The following is a 22,160-nucleotide window of genomic DNA, read 5'->3' as shown; positions in this document are numbered from 1 at the left end:
GATGCCGATGGAAGTAAGCGAACAATTACGCAAAAAATTCGACCATCCATCGGTCGAATATAGGTCTTTGCCATTCTGGGCATGGAATGATGAATTGCAAGAAGACGAGCTTATCCGTCAAGTGAATCAAATGAAGGAACAGGGGATGGGCGGATTTTTCATCCATTCCCGCGATGGATTAGAAACCGTTTACATGGGTCGCGAGTGGATGGCATACACACGGAAGACCGTGGAAACAGCCAAAGAGATCGGCATGCAAGTGTGGTTGTACGACGAGGACCGTTGGCCATCTGGGTTTGCTGGCGGACTTGTGCAAGATAGAGGCGGGGACGCATTCCGCGCCAAAGGTTTGACGATGGAGGTACGTCAGGAAATCGGTTCGGACGATTTGACAGATAGCGTGGTGCTGTTTAAGGCTGTCATCGACGAAAGAAACTTGGTCCGCTGCGAGAAACTGCATGATGGCAAATTTATCGCGTTGAATGAAGACGAAGTGCTGCTGGTCTTTCGCGTAGAAATTTCCGAGCGAAGTGCTTGGTTCAACAATGAAGCGCCGCCTGATAATTTAAATCCGGAGACGGTGCAGGCCTTTATCGACATCACTTATGAAGCCTACAAGCAAGAGGTGGGGGAACACTTCGGACATACCATCCGCGGCGTTTTCACGGACGAACCTAGCGTACACGACAGCCACTGCAAGTTTACTGCTGGCCGCGGTTGGCTTCCGTGGAGTTGGTCATTTCCTGACTTTTTTCAAGAAAGACGGGGATACGATCTCTTGGATCTCATACCCTACATGTACTTCAATGGCGAGTATTCAACACAAGTCCGTCATGATTACTGGTGGACGCTCACCGAAAGGTTCAGCGAGTCGTATTCCAAGCAGCTTGGTGAATGGTGCGAGAAAAATGGTATCGACTTCACCGGACATTATCTCTGGGAAAATAATATGGGCACCGCCACCCGCGTTTGTGGAGCCGTTATGCCTAACTACCGGTATCAGCAGCTTCCGGGAATCGATATGTTAAACGAGCAGACGAACGAATATATCACGGTCAAGCAATGCACCAGCGTAGCGAACCAATACGGTAGAAAGTTCGTTCTCTCCGAAACGTATGGATGCACTGGCTGGGCGTTCACTTTCGAGGGACAAAAGTGGATGGGAGATTTTCAATATGTGCTAGGTGTCAATTTGAGGTCGCAGCATTTGGCGCTTTATTCGATCAAAGGGTGCCGGAAGAGGGACTATCCCCCTGTGTTTAACTACAACACGAGCTGGTGGAAATACAACCATGTGATGGAAGATTATTTTGCCAGACTGTCGTCGGTTTTCACGGAAGGAAGGCCGATCCGCGATGTACTCGTCCTGCATCCTTCTTCCACCGCCTGGAGCATGGTCGGTACGGGGCCGTACGGTTTCCCTGCTCGAGGGAAGGATAGGGACGTTTCTGCAACCAATACGTTTGGCCATGAATTTAATGCGTTTCTTGGCAAACTGCTCAGGGCGCATTACGATTTCGATCTCGGCGATGAGATCATCTTGGCGGAAACAGGGGAAATACGCGGGGGTAATCTTGCTGTGAATCTGGTGGAATATCCTATCGTAGTCATTCCGGTCATCCAAACGATGTTGAGCAGCACCTTTCGGCTGCTGTCAGACTTTCTGGAGGCAGGGGGAAAAGTGATTGCCGTCGGACAGCGTCCAACGATGATCGAGGGCAGACAGTCGGACCTGCTGTCCAAACTTTACGATCACGCGAACATGACCGTCGTAGTGGACATTGAAGATACGGTAACAGCTCTGGAACGCATACAGCCTCGGCGAGTCAGCTTGACGAACACGCAATCAATAGAAGCGAACGAAATGTTGTATATGCTGAGAGAAATAGGCGATTGTCGCGTATTATTTGTCGTGAATAACGATCGAAAGGGTACACATCGGATAAGCATAACCATGGAAGGCACCGGCAGTGTGGAAGAATGGAATGCTCTGACAGGAGAAGCGAAGGACGTGGAGATCGTCGTCCGTGACGGGTACGTTCATTTCGAGGACGTGTTCGGCCCAGCGGATTCCAAGCTATATATCATGAATGCAAATAAATCTGTAGAAAACCACCCGGTACTTGGTAGGAGTAGTGCGGATGAAACTTCCGTGACGGTTGTGGAGCTTGGTCCGGTTTGCCGGTTCACGCGCTCGATGCCTAACGTATTGACCCTTGATACCTGCTCATATCGGTTAGGGGATGACAGCTGGTCGGAAGAAACTGGCGTATGGCAAGCTCAAAGAGCAGTCCGGGACGCCTTGGGCATGAGACAGGTTTATTACAACGGGCTTGAGCAAAGGTATAAATGGATTGACGAGCCACATCCGGAGAACGGCACATCGGCAGTATTCAGATTCACATTCCAAGTATCGGTCATGCCATCGGATGACGTTTATCTCATCGTGGAGTCCGCGGAATATTACGACATTCAGCTTAATGGCGAAATGATTTCGAACCTACCTGTTGGTTGGTTTCTCGATCGAACGTTTGATAAGGTGCTTCTCCACGGACTAAGAGAAGGTGCGAATGAGCTGCTTTTATCTTGCAAGTACCATAACCGCATGGAAGTAGAGGATATTTACCTGATCGGCGATTTCGGGGTCGATGCCGACAGAGCGGTTGTGGCAGAGCCTGAAACATTGAAGTTCGGTGACTGGTGCTTGCAAGGTTATTTCCATTACTGCGGCAGCATGATCTACCATTTCGACGTTATCGTGGAGAACAATGCGAAGAACCGGATGGTGCTTGAGCTCGGTGAGTATTCCGCGGTAACAGTTGAAGTGCGGGTAAACGGCAGAACAGCGGGGCACGTGCCTTGGCGGGCTGCGAACCAACTCGACTTGACGGAGCATCTTAACGATGGAGCTAACCAGATTGAAATCGAAGTCATGGGAAGTCCTCGCAACATGCTCGGCCCTTTTTCATCATACGGCTGGTGATACGTCGACGACCAACTGGGCATCTTTCCGCAAAGAAGGCGACGATTACACGCCGGAATATAAGCTGCGCTCATACGGTTTGTTTGACCAAATCAAACTGTACCGTATCTGATTGAATGAAGAGACAGAAATGGAGGTTTGAGCATGAAAATAAGATGCCATAGGTGGAGGCTTTTCCTTTCCTTGATCATCTTGTGCACCGCGCTGTTGCCTGCAACTACGCACGCCGAAGTGAAATATTCTACCTACACAAAGGATAGTTATAATAATCAGATATGGCTTCAACCGGCTTACTTTCCACTGGGTGTAATCGGAGAGGATCTGTATACAACGGATCCTAAGCAGCCAACCATTAAAACGCCCTCACCATTGCGAAATCCAAAAGACATCTTTATAGATGTAAAGAACGAAGTCTACATCGTTGATACGGGCAACAACCGGATAGTCCATATGACGGAAACGGGACAACTGCTGCGCTATATTACATTTCCAGAAAGTCCGTTAAACAAACCCGAAGGTATATTTGTCACCAAAGAAGGAGACATCTATATCGCAGATACGGGTAACAAAAGAGTGCTTAAGCTGGATAAAGATGGAAAGATGCAAATTGAATTCAAACGACCGGAATCCAGATACATCCCAGCGACATTTGTCTTCGATCCGGCAAAGGTGATGGTAGACGAACGGGGGTTTCTGTATATTGCGGTGCATGGCGGTTACGAAGGGATCGTGCTGCTTGACCCGAAAGGTAAATTCCAGGGCTTTTTCGGCGCAAACAAAACGACGCTATCTCCGTTAGATGCTTTAAAGCGCATGTTGTACCCCAAGAAAATGTATGCCAATGAGGTCGCAAAGAGACCGGAGACGATTAACAGTGTCGCTACGGATAAGAACGGTTATATTTATACGGTCACTGGTGGTATGGCCAAAAGCGACCAATTAAAGAAATTAAATATTAAAGGGAATAATTTACTCCGCAGCTCCAACAAAACATTCGGGGAAGTCGTTAATGGGGATGTTCCGATAGGGCCAATAACCTCAGGTCCGCAGTTGATTGATGTGGCCGTTGACCAAAGCGGTAACATGATCGTGGTGGACCAGCAATTTAAATATATCAGTCATTATGATGCTTCTGGTAATTTGTTGTACTTTTGGGGTGGTGCTTCAGCGGTCGGATCGTCTCAAGTGGGTCTCTTGAAGAGCCCTGTGGCGCTCGATGTGAATGCAAGGAATGAATTGTTCGTTTTGGACGATCAGGAAAATATCGTTCAAGTGTTCCGTTTATCGGAGTTTGGCCAAAAGGTGGACCAAGCGAACCAACAGACTCTTGCGGGTTATTATGAGGCCAGTGAAAAATTGTGGCAGGATGTGCTCCGTATGAATGCCCAATTTACTCCGGCCATTATGGGATTGGCTGCAGCGGCTTTTACAAAGGAACAGTATCCAGAAGCGAAAAAACTGTTTAAAGAGGCAGGGAACCAGGAAGGGTACTCTGACGCCTTTTGGCAAATCAGAATGAAGTGGCTGCAACATAACTTCTCCTGGATTGCGAGCCTTATTTTATTCAGCGGAATTTTATACATGTTGATGAATAAATGGACCTCAAAAAGTCGGTTTCGAGAAAAATGGCGCAATAGACAGCGAACACGAAACAACTTTCTACTGAATTGCAAACATGTACTTTACATGATGAAGCATCCAATCGATGGGTTTATAGCCATCCGTTATGAGGGTAGAGGCAGCTATTTAAGTGCGATTCTCATCTTACTCGGCGTGTATGCTTCTCTGGTGATCAAAGGACTTGTCACTAGCTTTTCCTTTAACGCATCGACGAGTGTAGATATATATTCGATATTTACGCAGTTTTTCATCGTATGGATTGCGTGGGTCATTGCGAATTATCTCGTGAGCTCCATCTATCGAGGAGAGGGCAGGTTTAGAGATATTTTTATCGGAAGTGCCTATGCGCTCGTACCGTATCTGGTTATTGGCATTCCTCTTGCCTTCATTTCGAACGTCATGACGATGTCTGAGTCAAGCATTTACCATTATGTGGCACAAGGGATGATTATATGGATCGGTTTATTGATATTCTGGAAAATTCAGTGTATTCATAATTACAGTGTAGGAGAAACCGCATTGAACATCATTTTTACGCTTTGTACCATGTTGGTCATTGGCGTTCTCCTCTTTATTACAGCCGGACTATCTAGTGATTTGGTTTCATTAATCTATGAAATGTATCAGGAGGTGATCTTGAGATGATAAGGATAAACAAACAAGGTAAAATCACAGCAGTCGTTACCATCCTGCTCTTGGTCGCCGTTTACTTGGTAGTGGCTAATGTCAAAATTGAGTTCAAAGCTCCGGAAAATCGTGTGGCTTTACCGGCGGCGGTACAAGGTTCTACAGCTTCTGTGAAGAACGTTGACTCCCAAATACCTAAAGAGAATGACTTTAAAAAAGTCGCCGAAACCGAGGCACTGCGTTTAAAAATGGATGAAAACACCGGTCATTTTACGGTGGAAGACAAACGGAACGGAAACGTCTACCGTTCTTTTCCAAATCCGGAATCTTGGGCTAAAGAAAAGATCTCCGAGACTTGGAAAAAGCATTTGGTCTCGCCGTTGATGGTTCAATACGTTGATTTCTCGAAAAACATCCTGCAAGCAAAAGAAACAAACTTAGCTGCGGATGGAGGACGGATCAAAGAGGTACAAATGATTCCCGGCGGCTTCTCATTGGTTTATGAACTGCCTGCCACAGGCTTTACCATCCCCATACAGGTTAAAATCGAAAACGATTATGTAGAGACGAAGATTATACGCGAAGGTATCAAGGAAGCAAACATGGGTCTGGTCTGGGTCAGGCTGTTTCCATTCTTCGGAGCCGAATATACCGCCGCCGGGCAGGACGGATATATGTTCATACCGGACGGCGCTGGCGCGTTGGTGCGGTTTAAAGATAATCAACTGAACGTCAACAAGATATATGATGAAGCTGTGTACGGTCAAGATCATACCTTCGCGGGACTTAGCAACAATCGCAACAAGATTGTTATGCCGGTATTCGGTATGAAGACGGGTTCCAAAGGTTTTGTAGCCATCGTTCACGACGGAGACGAATACACGAACATCGTTGCTGCTCCCGCAGGAGTACTCAGTGACTATAATTGGGTTACCGCACAAATGAATTTCCGTTCGAGCTTCTTGCAGTTTACAACCAGAAATACGAATGTCCCTGATTCATGGGGGTTTATCGATTATAACAGAGACGAATTGTTCGGCAGCGACCGTGTCGTACGTTACTACATGTTAGAAAGTCAAAAATCGGATTATGTAGGAATGGCTCAAACATACCGTCAATATCTGATGAAGGAAAAGGGGGTTAAGCCCGTCACTGTCAGTAATCCCAATATACCCATGCACGTAAACTTCATCGGGGCGGATCAGGAAGACGGCTTGGTCACCTCACGATACCTCAATTTGACCACGACGGACGACGCCATTCAAATGGTCAATTCTTTACATGACAAAGGTATAACCAACATGTCGCTTACGTTTAAAGGGTGGCAGAAGGGTGGCATCAGCGCCTTTGGGAACACGTTTCCGGTTGATTCCCGTATCGGTGGCGATAAAGGAATGAAAGCGTTCATTGATAATGCCCACAATTACGGTTTACCAGTTTATTTAGAGGCTGAATATGCCTTGAACAACACGGGGGGGGCAGGTTTTGATGAGAAATATCATGCCATCGTCAATTTGGCCGGGCGTAATCAAAAGGTCAGTGCTTTATATAACAGAGAACGAACGCCAGCGGTCAGCTATAAATTTGCAGAAGAGATGGTTAAGAAAGACCTGAATCAATATAAAGCGATGGGTGTTGACGGAATTGCTGTCAACATACTCGGACAAAAATTGTTCAGTGACTATAATTCGGGGTTCGGTTCGACAAGAGATGAAGCTCGGGATGTACAGGAGCGTATTTTAAAAACGATAAAAGAATCATTAGGTGGCGTAGAAGGGAAATATTCAAATCTTTATGCACTGCCTCATATGAATTATATTCAAACGCTGGTTTACGATCATTCCTACGATTTATTTACAGATGAAGCCGTTCCTTTTGTTCAGATTGCTACCCACGGTTTAGTCTCCTACTCATCGGAATTTGTAAATAACCGGCAAGAAGACGTACACGACTTTTTGCGTGATATTGAATACGGCGCGGAGCCATCTTTTATTTTCACAAGGGAGGAATCGAAAAAATACGTGAATTCTTTCGGCATACGATACTATAACACGTATTATCCCTATTGGGAGACTTTTGCCGTAGAGCAGTATAAGCGATACAACGAAGCGCTTGGTAATGTACAGGATCAGTTTATTGCCGATCACAAGACGCTAGCCCCCAACGTAAAGGAAACAACCTACGAAAATGGTACACGGGTCATTGTCAACTATAATTTAGAGCCGTACCGCAGCGGAGATCTTGCCGTTCCAGCACAAAACTTCGTTGTGATTCGAGGAGGGGCAAGCCGATGAAACGTAAGAGGAGACTAAGCTCGTCACTAGTCGAATATTTGGAAGGTACGCTCTTTATTGCCCCTTGGTTTATTGGTTTTATCGTATTTATGGCATTCCCAATAGGCTTCTCTTTGTTTATGAGCTTTCAAAAAGTGACGATAACGGCAACGAAAACAACAACCGAGTACGTTGCATGGACCAATTACCGATATATCCTTTTTGAGAATGGCAAACTCTTGTACGACGATTTATTGCCGTTTCTTAGGCAAGCGTTGTTTATGATCCCTATTATCGTCATATTTGCTTTGATGATTGCCATCATTCTGAACCAAAAATTTGTTGGTCGAACATTTTTCCGCGCGATATTCTTTCTTCCTGTCATTTTAGCGACAGGTCAAGTTGTAGCGGAATTTCTGACACAAGGTGAGGGTAACCTGGGCTTTATGTCGAAGTACAATGTTTCAGGCCTCATAAGTGCCAATCTATCGTCGACATGGTCAGATCCACTAATCAAGATTCTCGACTCGTTCGTATTGATCTTGTGGTATTCAGGGGTACAAATTTTAATCTTCCTGGGAGGTAGGCAGACCATTTCGAATTCGGCCTATGAAGCGGCGCGAATTGACGGCGCCGGTCCTTGGGAAACGTTCTGGAAAATTACTCTGCCAGCTATGATACCATTTATTTTCCTTAATACGATCTACACAGTAGTTGACTTATTTACTTTCCCGACTAACCCCATATTGGCAAAGGTTAGAGAAAGTGAGTATGGCCAGCAAAGCGCGCTTGTATGGATTTATTTCCTTATTATCAGCTTCTTCCTGGCGATTATTTTCATCCTCTTCAGCAGGGTTACAAAGTCCCAAAGAGAGACTGTTTAAAATTTAAATAACAAAAAACTTATTGTAGAGGTGAAGCTATGATCGGATTAAAAATCAAGAAAGAGCAATCGCAATCGTTTCTGCTTTGGTTAAATAAAGCCCGCTATACGATTATAGGCAGAGAAGCGGATAAAGGGATGTTATTTAAATTTTTTATTTATTTAATATTGCTGGATACGGCTTACATTTATCTGAAGCCTATCCTCCATATGATAACCACTATGGTCAAAAACGCAGATGATTTGCTAGATCCTTCCGTTAACTGGTTTCCACGGACGCTGTACCTTGGAAACCTGCAGGAAGCTTGGGCTTGGTTGAAATATCCGAAAGCTTTCGGCATCAGCTTGACGCTCTCTCTTTCAGTGGCCATATTGCAAACGTTATCCTGTGCTGTGACCGGTTATGCCTTTGCAAGATTGAAATTCCCTTTTAAGAGGTTGATGTTTTTTTTATTGCTGCTGACATTTATTGTACCGATTCAGGTTACCATCTTGCCGAACATCATTTATGCGAGAGAACTAGGACTTTTGAATACGATTTACCCCATTATTGTGCCTGCATTTTTCGGCCTCGGTTTAAAGGGTGCGCTGTTCGTCATCATTTATCGTCAATTTTTCTCCACTCAACCGAAGGAGCTGGAGGAAGCCGCCAGAATTGATGGGGCCAATGTTTTTAAAATATTTTACAAAGTGATGATGCCGCTTGCCAAACCTGCCATTCTCGTCGTATTTTTGTTTTCCTTCGTTTGGACCTGGAACGATTTCTATTTGCCAAGCATGTATTTGTCCGATATCGAAACTGCGCCTCTCTCAATGGGGATATCACGCATTGCCTCTGCGCTGAGACAGCAAGCAGAAGTATACGGGCCGTCGGTTAATGACGAAGCGATTAGAATGGCTACAACATTCATGATGATCATACCGCCGATGCTTTTGTATACATTTACGCAACGCTGGTTCGTTGAGGGCGTGGAAAGAACTGGATTGGTGGAATAGGACCATTTCAGAATTGGAGGATAATGGAAATGAAACGACTTCTTGCTTTTTTTATTGTTGCCGTCATGGTGGTTTCCCTTATTGCGTGTTCATCAACGGATTCGGCAAATTCACAGGTGACATCGGAAAATGCCAAAAAAGTGCTTGTTGTAAGGGCTAAGGAAGGAGGCGGAGAGAATTTTATCATCAATCGTTTAAAAAAGCAGGGATACACAGTCTTTGATATTGTTGACGCTCACTTCACCGTGGAAAAAGCGAACGGATATGGAGTAATCTATATAAGCTCTGCTGTAAACTCTTCCAATATCGACAGTAAGCTGAAACAGTCTACTGTGCCTGTTGTCTCATCCAAAACTCAAGTAGCGGGCATGATCGGTATGGGAGGGGCTTCAAATTTTGGCGAAACATCAGAAGTAAGAACTAATTTAATCATAGACAGCAAGCATCCAATTGCGGCTGGATTAAAGGATACCTTCGCAATTTATAAAGCAGACGGGAAATTATCATACAGCCAAAGTCCGAGTAAAGAAGCTACGATTATCGCTGAGAATCCGGTCAATGGCAACAATAAACAATACACCTTATTCGCCTATGAGAAGGGCGCGAAAAACATATTGGGCGATCCCGTACCCGCGCGGCAGGTGTTTTTCTCCTTGCCGGTCGGTCAAGAGCCCAATTTGACCGATAATGGGTGGAAGCTATTTGACGCCGCCATTCAATGGGCCTCACAAAATGGAAAGAAGTAATTTTTGAGCATTACTACTATTTTGGTAAAGGGGATTTGGTCTATGAAACGTTTACTGAACATGATCGTTATCTTCATGCTGTTTTTAGCACTAATGGCTTGTACATCAGCACCGGTTAATATGGATTCCGTGTCCAATCAACAGACAGCTCCGAACAAATCGCAGAGCAATGGGAAAAAAGTTCTATTTGTCGGAAGAGACAGCGGTGGAGATGCTATCGTTTCCAAACGCTTAAAAGAAGTGCATGGCTTAGAAGTCACGGTAATATCGGACAAAGAAGTTTCTCCTGAAAAAGCGAATGGATATACGCTAATCTATGTAAGCGAATCCGTAAATTCCGGTAAAATCCGTGACAATTTTGTAAAGGCTGCCGTACCCGTTATTTATGCCGAGCCTCAATCAACCTCGGATACAGGAATGACGATTACCGATGGATACGGTAAATTGGATGCAGGGAACGTGGCAAAGATGATTCAAATCAAAGACAGTAAGCATCAACTTGCAGCAGGGCTTCAGAACCAGGTGGACGTCTATAAAGATAACGGGAAAATGGGATATGCTACCCCTGGCTCCGAGGCGATTGTTGTGGCTACGGTACCGAACGATGATCAAAAAGCGACCATTTTTGCCTATGAAAAAGGCGTGAAAAATGCAAAGGACCAACCTGTACTCGCGCGCGAAGTGTTCTTCTATTTGTTCAATGGTGAAGAGATTAATCAAACTGAAAGTGGCTGGAAACTTTTCGATGCAGCCGTTCGTTGGACCGTTGGGAAAAAATAGCATGTACTGCTAAGGAGGATATTTCATGAAGCGATTTTTGAGCCTTCTCATTATTGCGATGATCATGATTTTCGCTACGGCTTGCACAGCAACAACACAGGGTAATCCTGATGCGAGTCAGGGTGGGAATACTCCGAAAGTATCTGGAAAAAGTAAGAAAGCGCTCTTTGTCGGTAGGGAGAGCGGTGGAGATGCCATTACAATTAAACATTTGAAAGCACTCGGATTTGAAGTTGCAGTGACTTCGGACAAAGAGCTTACTGCCGCCGAAGCGCTGAAATATGCTTTGGTATTTGTCAGTTCAACTGTCAACTCCGGTCGAGTTAGCAACAAGTTAATTGCTTCACCGATACCCGTCATATATGCTGAATCTCAAAATATAGGTGATGTGGCTTTGTCGGGTAAATCGACGGACACGGATAATGGCGATTTCTCCGGTAAAACGGTTACGATTAAAGCCGGCAATCATCCGATGGCAGCTGGGTTAAAAGGCAATGTGGATGTCTATAAGCTAGACGGGAAGATCGGTTTCGTCGTGCCAAGCACGGAGGGAGTCATTGTTGCCTCAGCTCCCGATGATGACCAAAGAGCCGTCATTTGCGCGTTTGAGAAGGGCGTCAAAAACTTAAATAACGAATCTGTACCGGCACGTCAAGTGTACTTTTATTTGGTAAATGGAGAAGAAATCAACCAGACCGACGATGGCTGGAAGCTCTTCGATGCAGCCGTAAAATGGGCAATCGGAAGCAAGTGATACTCCTTTAACGAAAAGGAACAAATTCTTTAGGCTTCTCCGTTCAGGAGGGCCTTTTCGTTGGTGCGCTTTACAGTCGCAAATCTGATGGAGGTCGTATAACTATGAACATCAAGTTCCGCTTCAAATACTTAGCAACCATTGCCTTGTCTGCCACATTGGCTTTGGGAGCCATCACACCTGTTTGGGCAGATGGCAGTCCAATCGTAATTTCGTTGGCGGTAGGTAAGGTACCGATAACTGGAAGCAGTTATTTTGAGTTGAAACAGATTCATGTTTTACCTAATCAAAGTGGGAATCTAGCGACATTTACCATTACCATTCACAACGAAGGAAGCAGCGAGTTGCAATTTATTGATTATTGGGCTCGGTTGAATAGCAAATCCGGTAATCTATTTACAGCGCGTTTACTGCCTGCTGATAAAGATAAGAACCGGGTTGCTCCTGGTTCAACAACAGATTTAACATTCTATGCGACTGTTAACCCCAGCACGAAATTGCAAGATCTCGTTGTCCAATTTATCAAATGGGATTTTGGTCAATCAAATTTTGAAAGGGTACTTGGAGAAATCGCGGTACCAGATGACTATACAGATGTTACGCCTCCAGATGGCGCTGCAGCCATTTCAGTAGGCGGTGTCCAAGTAAATGCTTCTATTAAGAAATTTGTCAGCAATAAGAACGAAAAATATCACGTTCCAAATGTGTATGTGACTTTAGAAAATGCTGGCAGTCAAACAGTTGCCATTCCTGCGTACCTCTTCTCGATTCGCACGCCAGAGGGGCTGCTTTATCCGCTTGAAGCTAAGGGACTGAAAGAGTTAAAGATCAATCCGAAGGAGAGCAAGGAGATTCAGCTCTCTGGTTCCATTCCGGTGACGATTGCCGCGGATTCTTGGCAGTTATCCGTAGCGGAAACCATTTCAGACCTGAAGTTAAATGTATCCGTCGCGAATTTTGGGCTGCCAGCAGTTACGTCTCAGGAAGGCGGATCAATTGGAAAAGAGTATTCCTTCACAAGTAAATCGGGTGTTTATACCACTCAACTGGGTGGACTTTATCGACTGCCTTGGGAAGATCAAGACATATTGACGGCCGATTTGACACTAAGTAATAAAGTTGAAGAGTCATTGCCTATCCCGAAGTTATCCGGATATTTCCTGCTTGATGATGCTGTCAAAATCGATGCTAAGCTTATTCAGACAGCTAAAGTGATTGGATTGGGAGCAGGAGCAAGCGTCAATCTGCAAATTGCGGGCAAAGTGCCGTATACGTATGAGTTTTCTCACGTGAAGTTAGTTCTGCAAGAAAATGATGCTGAAGCGCCAACTTCAGAAACGGATAACGGCGGTGCCACAGCTACGGATGTTTTGGAATTCTCCACACAGTCAGAGCTTCAGGCGATTCCTTTCATCGGTTTGGGCCAGTCTTACTCAGTCAATGATGTAGGGCGTAAGGCAAAGTATGTGATTCACAGTGTGTCCACCTATGAGGACAAAACGAATATCATGTACTCGGCCATGGTTGAGGTAACGAATTTGGAGAAGCGATTCACTAATGTTTCCAAGCTATTCGCCAATTTTCGTTCACCTGACGGTACGGTATTCCCGGCCTCGGTTGCAGAAGTGAAGAATAAGATTAGTCCATCAGGAAAAGCACTGCTAAATGTATGGGCTTCAGTACCAAGAGGCTACTCTACTTCAAATATGAACTTACTTCTTGGAGAAGCAGTCACCGAAGGCAAGCTATCGGAAGGTGAGAAAGCCGTTGCTGATTCCTATGTGAACCCAGTTGCTTACTGGCTGCCGGCTGAGAAGACTAACGTAGCCACAACGCTTAAGAATGTCGAATTATTCCCGTATACGATAACGGTTGATAAAATTGGTACGAAGATTGAGGATAAAGTATTTACTTTAAAGTTCAACTACGAGTTAACAAAGGAAAAACTAACAGAAATTAATACCGAAGGCCATAACTTGCTGCTTGTTTTTGAAGATGGCGGCGGGATGAAACGCTTTGAGAAAAAATTTGATTTCAAAGACTTTGACGTTATAAATGGAGACTCCACAGCGGATGAAGATACGAAGATTCGACTTGGCAAGAGAGAGAATTTTCAAATCACGATCCCAGACCCGGGACTCATTTATAACACTAAATTCCTCGAGAAATATACGCTCAGTATTTATGACGAGTTCCAAGGTCAAAGAAAGCTGCTGGCGTCACAGAAAGCTGATTGGTTTATTACAACGGACTAGTTTATTTATCGAAGCGAAGGCACTCAGCCTTCGCTTTTTTTGCAAAACACCGTATGACGGGAATATATGGCAAGATGCAACAAACAACCTATAAAAAGAAACTATCCCCTAATGAAAGCACAATTCATTTTTAATAAAGTTATTTAGAAAGCGCTTCCGTGTAAAGCGAAAATCATAAAGGAGGTTTAATGAAGAATGAAAAAGTATCTTTTGTCATCCTTATTGATTGCGTTGGCATGTTTAGTCATGGCGGGTTGCGAGTCAGAGTCTGTAAGTTCTGAGCAAACTCCGGCAGTCGCCAAAACAACGGAATCACCGGAAAACGAATTGTTCATCTACACGGCCTGGCCTGCGTTTTACGTCAAGGAAGAAATATTCGAAAAGCAGATTGGTCAATATATCAAAAAGAAGTTCCCGGATCTTAAAGTCAAGCATATTCATTGGGATAATCCAGGCAGAAGGTATGAGGACTTGGTTGCAGCGGGCACTATCCCCGACATTGTATTTGATGAAGTACGCCGCAACACGTACAGACAGGTTCGAAGATTTGATATGCAATATGACATGACCGATCTGATCAAAAAATACAATTTTGATACCAACAAACTGAACCCGGCAGACATGCAGCATTCCATTAATACATCGGACGGAAAACTGTATTCGCTGCCCTTTAATTCGAACGAGTGGGTGCTGTTTTATAACAAAGATATATTTGACAAGTTTGGTGTGGAATATCCGAAGGATGGCATGACTTGGGATGAAACTTATGAGATGGCCAAAAAGTTGACGCGTCAAGAGGGAGAAATCACCTATAAAGGTTTCCAGATGAATCCTGCCCATTATTTGAAGTTTAACCAGCTATCGGAACCTGGACTCGACCCCAACGAAGACAAGGCTTCCATGGTATCAGATAAATGGGTGAAGAGTGTAGACAATATTAGGAGATTCTATGATATTCCCGGCAATCAGTTAGTCAAAACGAATGCCTTTTCTAAGGGCAATATTGCGATGATTGTGGACTCCTTGGAAAATGCGGTGAGATTGGTTAACGAGAACAAAAGCTTAAACTTCGATGTTTCTTCCGTTCCAGTTTTTCTGGAGGCGCCTAAGTCCAAATTTCAGCCCAACACGAACGGCATGTTTATAACGAATCAATCCAAAAAGAAGGATCTGGCGTTTCAGGTCATTGCTTATCTTCTGTCGACAGAGATTCAAATTGAACAATCCAAACAGGGAATCATTTCTCCTCTAATAGACCCTGCGGTTCAACAGGTATTCGGGCAAGGTATTCAGGAGTGGAAAGGAAAGCATCTCCAGTCGCTCTTTTATTTAAATAGTGCTAAGCCTGCTCTTCGTAAACCTGGTTTGACCTTCATAGACTCGAATACGGATATGGTGTGGAATTTAATTGCGGAAGAATCCAAAGATAGCCAAACGGCACTGCGTATGACCAATGATGCCATGAACAAAGCAATAGAAGAAACGAAAGTGATTCAGAAGGATGGCGGAACTAGTCAACATCAATAGAGTTTACCACGGTACGGAAAGATGCAACAAACAACCTATAAAATAGAACTACCCCCCTAATGTAAGCGCAATAAATTAGTAATAAAGTAAGGATATAAAAGAGTGCCAAACGAAGTTGCCGGTACTCGCTTCATTTTTTAATAAAAATAGAAGCGTTTACATGGCGAATAATGGAGGCGAGCTATGAAGAAGAATCTCTTGTTAATTGCGACAAATCACCGTTATTGCAGGCTGCGAATCAGAACCTATGTAGAAGAGCTATCAGCAGCATCCAGGTTTGTATATGAGAAAGCCGCCAAGTGAAAATCACCTTCCAAAGCGAATGTATCAAGATCAAGAATTTAGGGGGAATTAGTTCAATGAAACGTTTTCTCATCCTGCTCGTCATCGCTTTGATGACAATGACCATGATCGCCTGCTCGTCATCCAAAGAAAATCCTGATGCGAGCGTCTCGCCAAAAGTCACCGAATCGGTCGCGCCCACGATGTCACCAGTGCCTACGGTAACGGCAGCGCCTACGGAATCTTCCAAGGCTTCTGCACTGCCTACAGCTTCATCTATGGCTTCGGTAACGCCTGCACCTACGGAATCTTCTAAAGCATCAGTAACGCCTGCAGCTACAGATTCATCCAAGGCTTCGGCAACGACTGTACCTAAGGATTCTCCGAAAGCTACAGTGGCGCCTTCACCAGCTGCGGCCAAACCCGAGCCAACGCCGCAGCCCGAAATATCACCTAAAGGGAAAAAAGTGCTCTTTGTTGGGCGGGAACAAGTTCCTGTGCCTGCGGAAGATGTTGCAATAGCCGATCGTTTGAAGGGTATGGGCTTCATTGTTACTAAGCTTGGCGATAAAGATTTTACTGCCGATGAAACCAAAGGTTATGATTTGCTCTATTTCAGTCAAACGGTGAACTCTAAGTTTTTGAAGGGTGGCGTCATGAAAGATGTCGCGATTCCAACCGTCTATGTGAAAAGCCACGGTATGTTCTATCTGGGCCTATCCTCGCTCGAGGAAGGAGCTACGGTTAAAAAAATAAAATCGATCGACATCGTTGATAGCAAGCATAAAGTTGCCGGTGGATTATCAGGCACAGTGGACGTGTTTAAAGAAGCTGACACGGGTTACGGTGTTAGTTTCGGAATAGTGGGGAAGGAAGCGAAAGTGATTGCAACGATCCCGGGAGATAAGACGAAAGCTGCACTCTATTATTACGATAAAGGCTCGAAAGCCGATAACGGATACACGACTAAAGCTCGGTTATCGTTCTACTATTGGAGCAATGGAATGCAGGATAATTCAACTGACGCAGGGTGGAAGCTTTGGGACAATATCGTTCTATGGACTTTGCAAAACGGCTAATAGTTGTAGAAGCAATCGAATAGGACAATTATTCTTCATTGGAGGTACTAAACACCGTGAAAAAATATGTAAAGAGTACTTTTTTTATCGTTTCATTGCTCACACTGTTGGCAGGATGCGAGAAAGGTCCAGACTCCGCTCCTGTTGCTGAAGCCAACAAACCGATAAACAAGTCACCTGAAAATGAATTGTTTATTTACACGGTTTGGCCATCTTTTTATGCAAAAGAAGAAAATTTCGACAAACAAATCGGCCAATTTCTTAAAAAGAAATTTCCAGATATGACGATTAAGCATGTGCACTGGGATAATCCGGGCAGACAATATCAGGACTTGATTGCGGCCGGCACGATCCCGGACATTATCCTTGATAACACCCGTATGAATGCGAATAGATATATTATCGATAACGATCTTCAGTATGACATCAGCGATTTGATCAAAAAGTATAACTTCGATACAAACCAATTAAATCCGGCCCACATGGCTCAGATGAGAAATATGACGCCGGATGGGAAGATATACGGTTTGCCATTCAATAATAACGATTTCGTTCTATTCTATAACAAAGACATTTTTGACAAATTCGGCGTCGACTATCCGAAGGATGGCATGACCTACGACGAAGCATACGAGATGGCCAAAAGGCTGACCCGTGTGGAAGGTGAAATCACATATAAAGGGTTTTCTCAAAACCCAGGCCATTATATGAACTACAATCAGCTTTCTGTTTCGCCGCTTAGCCAAACGGAAGATAAGGCAAGCTTGAACACGCCGGAGTGGAAAAAGATTGTCGACAACTTGAGACGTTTCTATGATATTCCCGCCAATCAGTTTGATACCGTCGAAACTTTTGCTACAAAAGGAAATATTGCCATGGCTGTGGCAACGGTGGACCATATTGTTTCGTTTCATGAACAAAACAAAAACTTGAACTTCGATGTCGTGTCGGTACCTTCATTTAGCGATGTTCCGGATACGAGGTATCAACCAAACCTATATGCCATGTACATTACGAAACAATCGACGAAAAAGGATCAAGCTTTTCAGGTTATGGCCGCAATTCTCTCCGAAGAGCATCAAGTCGATTTGGCAAAAGAAGGTGTAATCGTGCCTTTGGAAAGCAAAGCTGTCCAAGAAGCGTTCGGACAAAATTTAACTCAAATGCGAGGTAAGAACACGAAAGCTATTTTCCATGGCAAAACTGCTATGCCTCCGGCAGCACGCGCAGCAGGTTTAGCCTGGTATGACGTTCCGATGCAGAATGTATTCGGACCCTTGATTTTCAAAGAGTCCAAAGACTCTGTAACGGCACTGCGCATGATTGAAGAACAATCGACGAAAGGAATCGAAACGAAGAAAGCTGAAAAGGCTGCACTCGATAAAGCTGTAAAGAAATAATCAAACCTATTAAAGACCTATAAACATGAGTAAAAGCCCCTATAATAGATTCATCTTTTCGTATTAATGTTAGGATAGTGCAACGATGCCTTTGCTGAGGAGGTGTATATGTTAGTCGTGTAAAATAATACCTGATTTTTTCTTAACTGACTGCAAGCTCGTCTCTTTGCAAATCTAAAATTGGAAGGTGATCTGTATGAAACGTATAACAATGCTATTCATGGTTCTTCTCTTGTCATTATCTTTACTTCCGCTTGCTTTTGCAGCCGATACCGCTTCGGATAATCAAGCTTCTACTACTAAATCCGTGGATGATTTCAAGGATTTGAAGGATCTGCCGCAAGATGTGAAGGACAAATTTGATTCGCTGATTAAAGGCGGCGTTTTTAACGGATTGACGGAAGATACTTTCGGTTTGGATGCCGAAATGAATCGCGCGCAGTTCGCCAAAGTGGCTGGCATTATTTTTAAATTAACAATTGATGAAACGCTTACAAGCTCTACATTTACCGATGTTCGCTCTGACGATCCGGCAAATTCCTATGCACTTCCCTATATTGAGGCGCTCAAGAAAGCAGGGCTAACAAACGGGTATGATGCAGAAGGGAAAACTTACAAACCATCCGGTGCAGTGTCTCGGCAAGAGCTTGCCGCATTCCTCATAAGGGGTCTTGGTTTGGAGGAAGACGCTAAACAAGCTACGCCTGTTACGGACAACACTGTGGACGCTTGGGCAAAAGGATATGTCGCGCTTGCGCTTGAAAAGAATCTCATGACGAACCAAGATGATGATAAATTTGGCGGTACGAAATCGGCTACAAGAAAAATGTTAGCGCTCGCAAGCTTTGAAGCGAAGAATCTCTTCGATGGGGATGGCACGACAGAGCCGGGCACACCGACTACTGATCCAGAAACTCCGACTACCCCTGCAGGTGAAGTTTCTGCAGAAGGAAAGAAAGTACTATTTGTAGGAAGGGACGCAGCTAGCATTCCTGAGGAGGACGTTTTAGTTCAAGATCGTTTGAAGGCTCTTGGTTTTAGGGTGACCAATATTGTCGATAGAAAATTCACTGCAGAAAAAACGGAAGGATATGATTTGATCTATATCAGTAATACCGTGAACGGCAAGTATCTTAAGGGTGGAGTTATGAAAGATGTTGCAATTCCAACCGTATATACAAAAAACCATGGCATGTACTATCTCGGTCTTTCGTCAATCGAAGAAAACGCGGAATTTGCAAATGGGAAATCCATTAGTATTGTAGACAGTAAGCATAAGGTAGCAAGCGAATTATCCGGTAATGTGGACGTATTTAAAGAGGCTGACCCCAAAAGATCATACGGTTACGGTCTTATGGGCAAGGAAGCAAAAGTGATTGCCACCGTTCCAGGCGATAAGACTAAGGGGACTATCTATTACTATGATAAAGGCACGAAAGCCGATAATGGATATGCTGTAAAAGCACGAATTTCGTACTTCTTTTACAGTGGGGACCATGAATCGGTCACTGACAATGCATGGAAGCTTCTGGATGCTCTCGTTTTATGGACGCTGCAAAACGGTTAATATCCTTTCACAGAATGAAAACTCCAGTTTATGGACTGGAGTTTTTTCCTAACATCTACATGAAATCTCGGGGAGTGATTAAAATGAAACAGATAAAGCTTATTAGCATGCTGTCCGTTATCTGCTTATTGTTTTTCTTAACACAACCGGCAATTGCGCAAACGCCTCCAAATTTACAATGGACTACAACCATTACAAGCAGTGATTCTCATTATAATCATTGTTATTCCTCGGCTAATATCGGTGACGGCAGCTTAACTTTAGCTGGTTACAGTGATAAAGAAAATTGTTCGGGTGTATCCAAAAGTGAAATTAACGTTGAGAATATTTCCCGGATTTCCTTTGGTTGGTCGTACTATGTGGAAAGAGACGCTAATATCACGGTAACGGTGTCCACGTATGAAGGGGAATTGTTCAACATTTCGAAAAATGACAGCAGTGATTATGATTATGAATCGATCATCGACCTGCCGGGCGGATACTCTGGCCCGCTTTATTTCTATGTCGATGTCAGTGCTTGGGATTATGGTTACGGTGAAGCGAAAATTGAGAATATTGCATTTCAATAATCGAATATTTGAAAACGTTCGCAAAGAGGAAACAACCCTGTTTCCTCTTTATTTTGGACACAACTGCGATTTAGGAGTGTGACTATCCATGATGATCGAGCAAAAACAGCAAAGCGCCACAGTTCTAATGCAGGCGGAAGGTATTACCAGGGTGTTCGGACGCGGCTCAACCGCCGTTCACGCTCTTAAAGGAGCCAACCTATCGATCGCCTCACATCAATTAGTTGCTCTCAAAGGGCGGTCTGGATCAGGTAAAACGACGTTAATGAATATGCTGGGTGCTCTTGACAGGCCTACGGAAGGCAAAGTGTACTTTCAAAATGCCGAAATCAGTGGATTCTCAGAAAAGAAACGCAACGAGCTAAGACGTGTTCACATGGGATTGATTTTCCAATCCTTTGCGCTGGTTCCACTGATGACGGCTTACGAAAATGTAGAATTCGGTTTGCGAATTGCAGGCATTCCGTCCGTACTTTATAAAGAGTATACGGAAAGGGCACTCGAATTCGTAGGGTTGAAAGCTAGAATGAAACATCGACCCTTTGAAATGTCCGGTGGAGAGCAGCAGCGGGTAGCTATTGCTAGAGCGATTGCTCATAAGCCTTTATTGATTTTGGCGGACGAGCCGACAGCGGAACTGGACAGTAAGATGGGACTTCAAGTGATGAAAGTATTCAAGGATTTGGTTCAACACGAGGGGATGACCATCATTATGACGACTCATGATCCCTCAATAATGAGCGTAGCCGATCATGTATACACATTGGAGGATGGTCAAATTGTCGAAGAAGCTTAGCAAAATCCTGTTCCCGATGCTTGGAATATGGTGTATGGCTGGTACCTTGGCAGGCTGCTCTTTGCTGCCGATTGAAGAACCAGAATTGAAACCGCCGCTTGTTCAACCTCTCACAGAATCCTTAACGCTTTTTGAGGTGAAAAACGCCAATATCGCCAAGCAAATTACGGGAGTCGCGACATTTGCATCGGATCAAATGGATTACTTGTTTTATAAAGAATCTGGCGGCAGATTGACGTCAATGAATGTGAAATTGGGAGATAAAGTACATGCAGGTGATGTGGTAGCTTCAACGGAAACGGGCGATCTTGAAATGAAAATTCGTTTGCAAGAAATTACGCTCGAAAAGATTAAAATTTCAATGGCACAAGAAATAGCCGATAAGGGTGGCGATGATCCTGCGGTTCGTTTGAAAATGCTCGATTACGAAAGCGCTCAAATTCAGTTGAAATCGCTGCGGAGCCAATTGGAGAGAACAACTCTCGTGGCAACGGTCGACGGCATTGTAACATATATTGAACCGATGAAACTGGGGGATCAAGTATCGGCTTATAAACAGCTGGTGACGATCTCAGACCCGAATAAGATGAAATTAGTTTATACGGCCTCTAGTCAAAACGATTTAGTTGGTGTGGAAATAAACATGGATGTCAATGTGAAAATAAAAGACAAGACGTATGTAGGGAAGGTTGTTCAAACGCCAATGACCGCTCCGATCAGCGATAATAAAACGGTACAGGATAGGAATTCGAAGTCACTCTTTATCAACGTGCAGGGACTGCCGGCAGAAGTGACGATTGGTTCCCAAGCAGATATCACCATTGTGACGGAAAAGAGAGAGAATGTGCTGGTCATCCCTAGAGCCGGGCTGCGCAGCTACATGGGGCGCGACTATGTACAGGTTATGGAAGGAGAAAGCAGAAAAGAGATCGATGTGGAGAAAGGGATCGTTGCGGCAAGGGAAGTGGAAATACGGAAAGGTATTACCGAAGGGCAGAAGATTATTTTGAATAATTAGGAGGT

General features: G+C 44.3%; 16 protein-coding genes. All 16 read left to right on the top strand.

What is annotated here, in order from left to right:
• Positions 1–7 precede the first annotated feature (7 nt).
• The 16 genes from QFZ78_RS08545 (at position 8) to QFZ78_RS08470 (ending at position 22,155) form a co-directional block, all read left to right on the top strand.
• On the top strand, positions 8–2,983 hold the full coding sequence (locus QFZ78_RS08545; protein WP_307546678.1) for a glycosyl hydrolase: 2,976 nt from the start codon (positions 8–10) through the stop codon (positions 2,981–2,983).
• A 144-nt stretch (positions 2,984–3,127) separates the two neighbouring features.
• A complete protein-coding gene (locus QFZ78_RS08540; RefSeq protein ID WP_307546676.1) occupies positions 3,128–5,248 on the top strand; it encodes a YIP1 family protein in 2,121 nt (706 codons plus the stop codon).
• Positions 5,245–7,524 carry a DUF5696 domain-containing protein gene (locus tag QFZ78_RS08535; RefSeq protein WP_307546673.1) on the top strand — a complete coding sequence of 760 codons (2,280 nt, stop codon included), beginning with the start codon at positions 5,245–5,247 and terminating at the stop codon, positions 7,522–7,524. The genes QFZ78_RS08540 and QFZ78_RS08535 overlap by 4 nt, the downstream gene beginning before the upstream one ends.
• On the top strand, positions 7,521–8,387 hold the full coding sequence (locus QFZ78_RS08530; RefSeq protein WP_307546671.1) for a carbohydrate ABC transporter permease: 867 nt from the start codon (positions 7,521–7,523) through the stop codon (positions 8,385–8,387). The genes QFZ78_RS08535 and QFZ78_RS08530 overlap by 4 nt, the downstream gene beginning before the upstream one ends.
• 38 nt (positions 8,388–8,425) lie before the next feature.
• On the top strand, positions 8,426–9,382 hold the full coding sequence (locus QFZ78_RS08525) for a carbohydrate ABC transporter permease (RefSeq protein ID WP_307546668.1): 957 nt from the start codon (positions 8,426–8,428) through the stop codon (positions 9,380–9,382).
• Positions 9,383–9,411: 29 nt separating this feature from the next.
• Positions 9,412–10,128 carry a hypothetical protein gene (locus tag QFZ78_RS08520; protein ID WP_307546666.1) on the top strand — a complete coding sequence of 239 codons (717 nt, stop codon included), beginning with the start codon at positions 9,412–9,414 and terminating at the stop codon, positions 10,126–10,128.
• Positions 10,129–10,170: 42 nt separating this feature from the next.
• Positions 10,171–10,908 (top strand): hypothetical protein, encoded by a 738-nt coding sequence (locus QFZ78_RS08515; RefSeq protein WP_307546663.1) that lies wholly within the window; start codon positions 10,171–10,173, stop codon positions 10,906–10,908.
• A gap of 25 nt (positions 10,909–10,933) precedes the next feature.
• A complete protein-coding gene (locus tag QFZ78_RS08510) occupies positions 10,934–11,662 on the top strand; it encodes a hypothetical protein (protein WP_307546661.1) in 729 nt (242 codons plus the stop codon).
• Between the two features lie 104 nt (positions 11,663–11,766).
• On the top strand, positions 11,767–13,917 hold the full coding sequence (locus QFZ78_RS08505; RefSeq protein ID WP_307546659.1) for a COG1470 family protein: 2,151 nt from the start codon (positions 11,767–11,769) through the stop codon (positions 13,915–13,917).
• Positions 13,918–14,112: 195 nt separating this feature from the next.
• Positions 14,113–15,444 carry an ABC transporter substrate-binding protein gene (locus QFZ78_RS08500; protein WP_307546657.1) on the top strand — a complete coding sequence of 444 codons (1,332 nt, stop codon included), beginning with the start codon at positions 14,113–14,115 and terminating at the stop codon, positions 15,442–15,444.
• Between the two features lie 359 nt (positions 15,445–15,803).
• Positions 15,804–16,805, top strand: coding sequence for a hypothetical protein (locus QFZ78_RS08495; protein ID WP_307546655.1), 1,002 nt, complete (start codon positions 15,804–15,806; stop codon positions 16,803–16,805).
• A gap of 56 nt (positions 16,806–16,861) precedes the next feature.
• Complete coding sequence (locus QFZ78_RS08490; RefSeq protein WP_307546653.1) at positions 16,862–18,205, top strand: ABC transporter substrate-binding protein; 1,344 nt, start codon at positions 16,862–16,864, stop codon at positions 18,203–18,205.
• Positions 18,206–18,401: 196 nt separating this feature from the next.
• On the top strand, positions 18,402–19,772 hold the full coding sequence (locus QFZ78_RS08485) for an S-layer homology domain-containing protein (RefSeq protein WP_307546651.1): 1,371 nt from the start codon (positions 18,402–18,404) through the stop codon (positions 19,770–19,772).
• Positions 19,773–19,855: 83 nt separating this feature from the next.
• Positions 19,856–20,341, top strand: a complete 486-nt coding sequence (locus QFZ78_RS08480) for a hypothetical protein (protein WP_307546650.1) — start codon at positions 19,856–19,858, stop codon at positions 20,339–20,341.
• Between the two features lie 88 nt (positions 20,342–20,429).
• Positions 20,430–21,137: an ABC transporter ATP-binding protein gene (locus tag QFZ78_RS08475; protein ID WP_307546648.1), complete on the top strand. Its 708-nt coding sequence runs from the start codon at positions 20,430–20,432 to the stop codon at positions 21,135–21,137.
• Positions 21,121–22,155, top strand: coding sequence for an efflux RND transporter periplasmic adaptor subunit (locus QFZ78_RS08470; RefSeq protein ID WP_307546646.1), 1,035 nt, complete (start codon positions 21,121–21,123; stop codon positions 22,153–22,155). Before QFZ78_RS08475 ends, QFZ78_RS08470 begins: the two co-directional genes overlap by 17 nt.
• Positions 22,156–22,160 lie beyond the last annotated feature (5 nt).

This window comes from Paenibacillus sp. V4I5 (assembly GCF_030817255.1).
GTDB lineage: Bacteria > Bacillota > Bacilli > Paenibacillales > NBRC-103111 > Paenibacillus_E.
The sequence above is the reverse complement of the archived record's forward strand: the minus strand, read 5'-3'. Positions and strand labels throughout refer to the sequence as shown.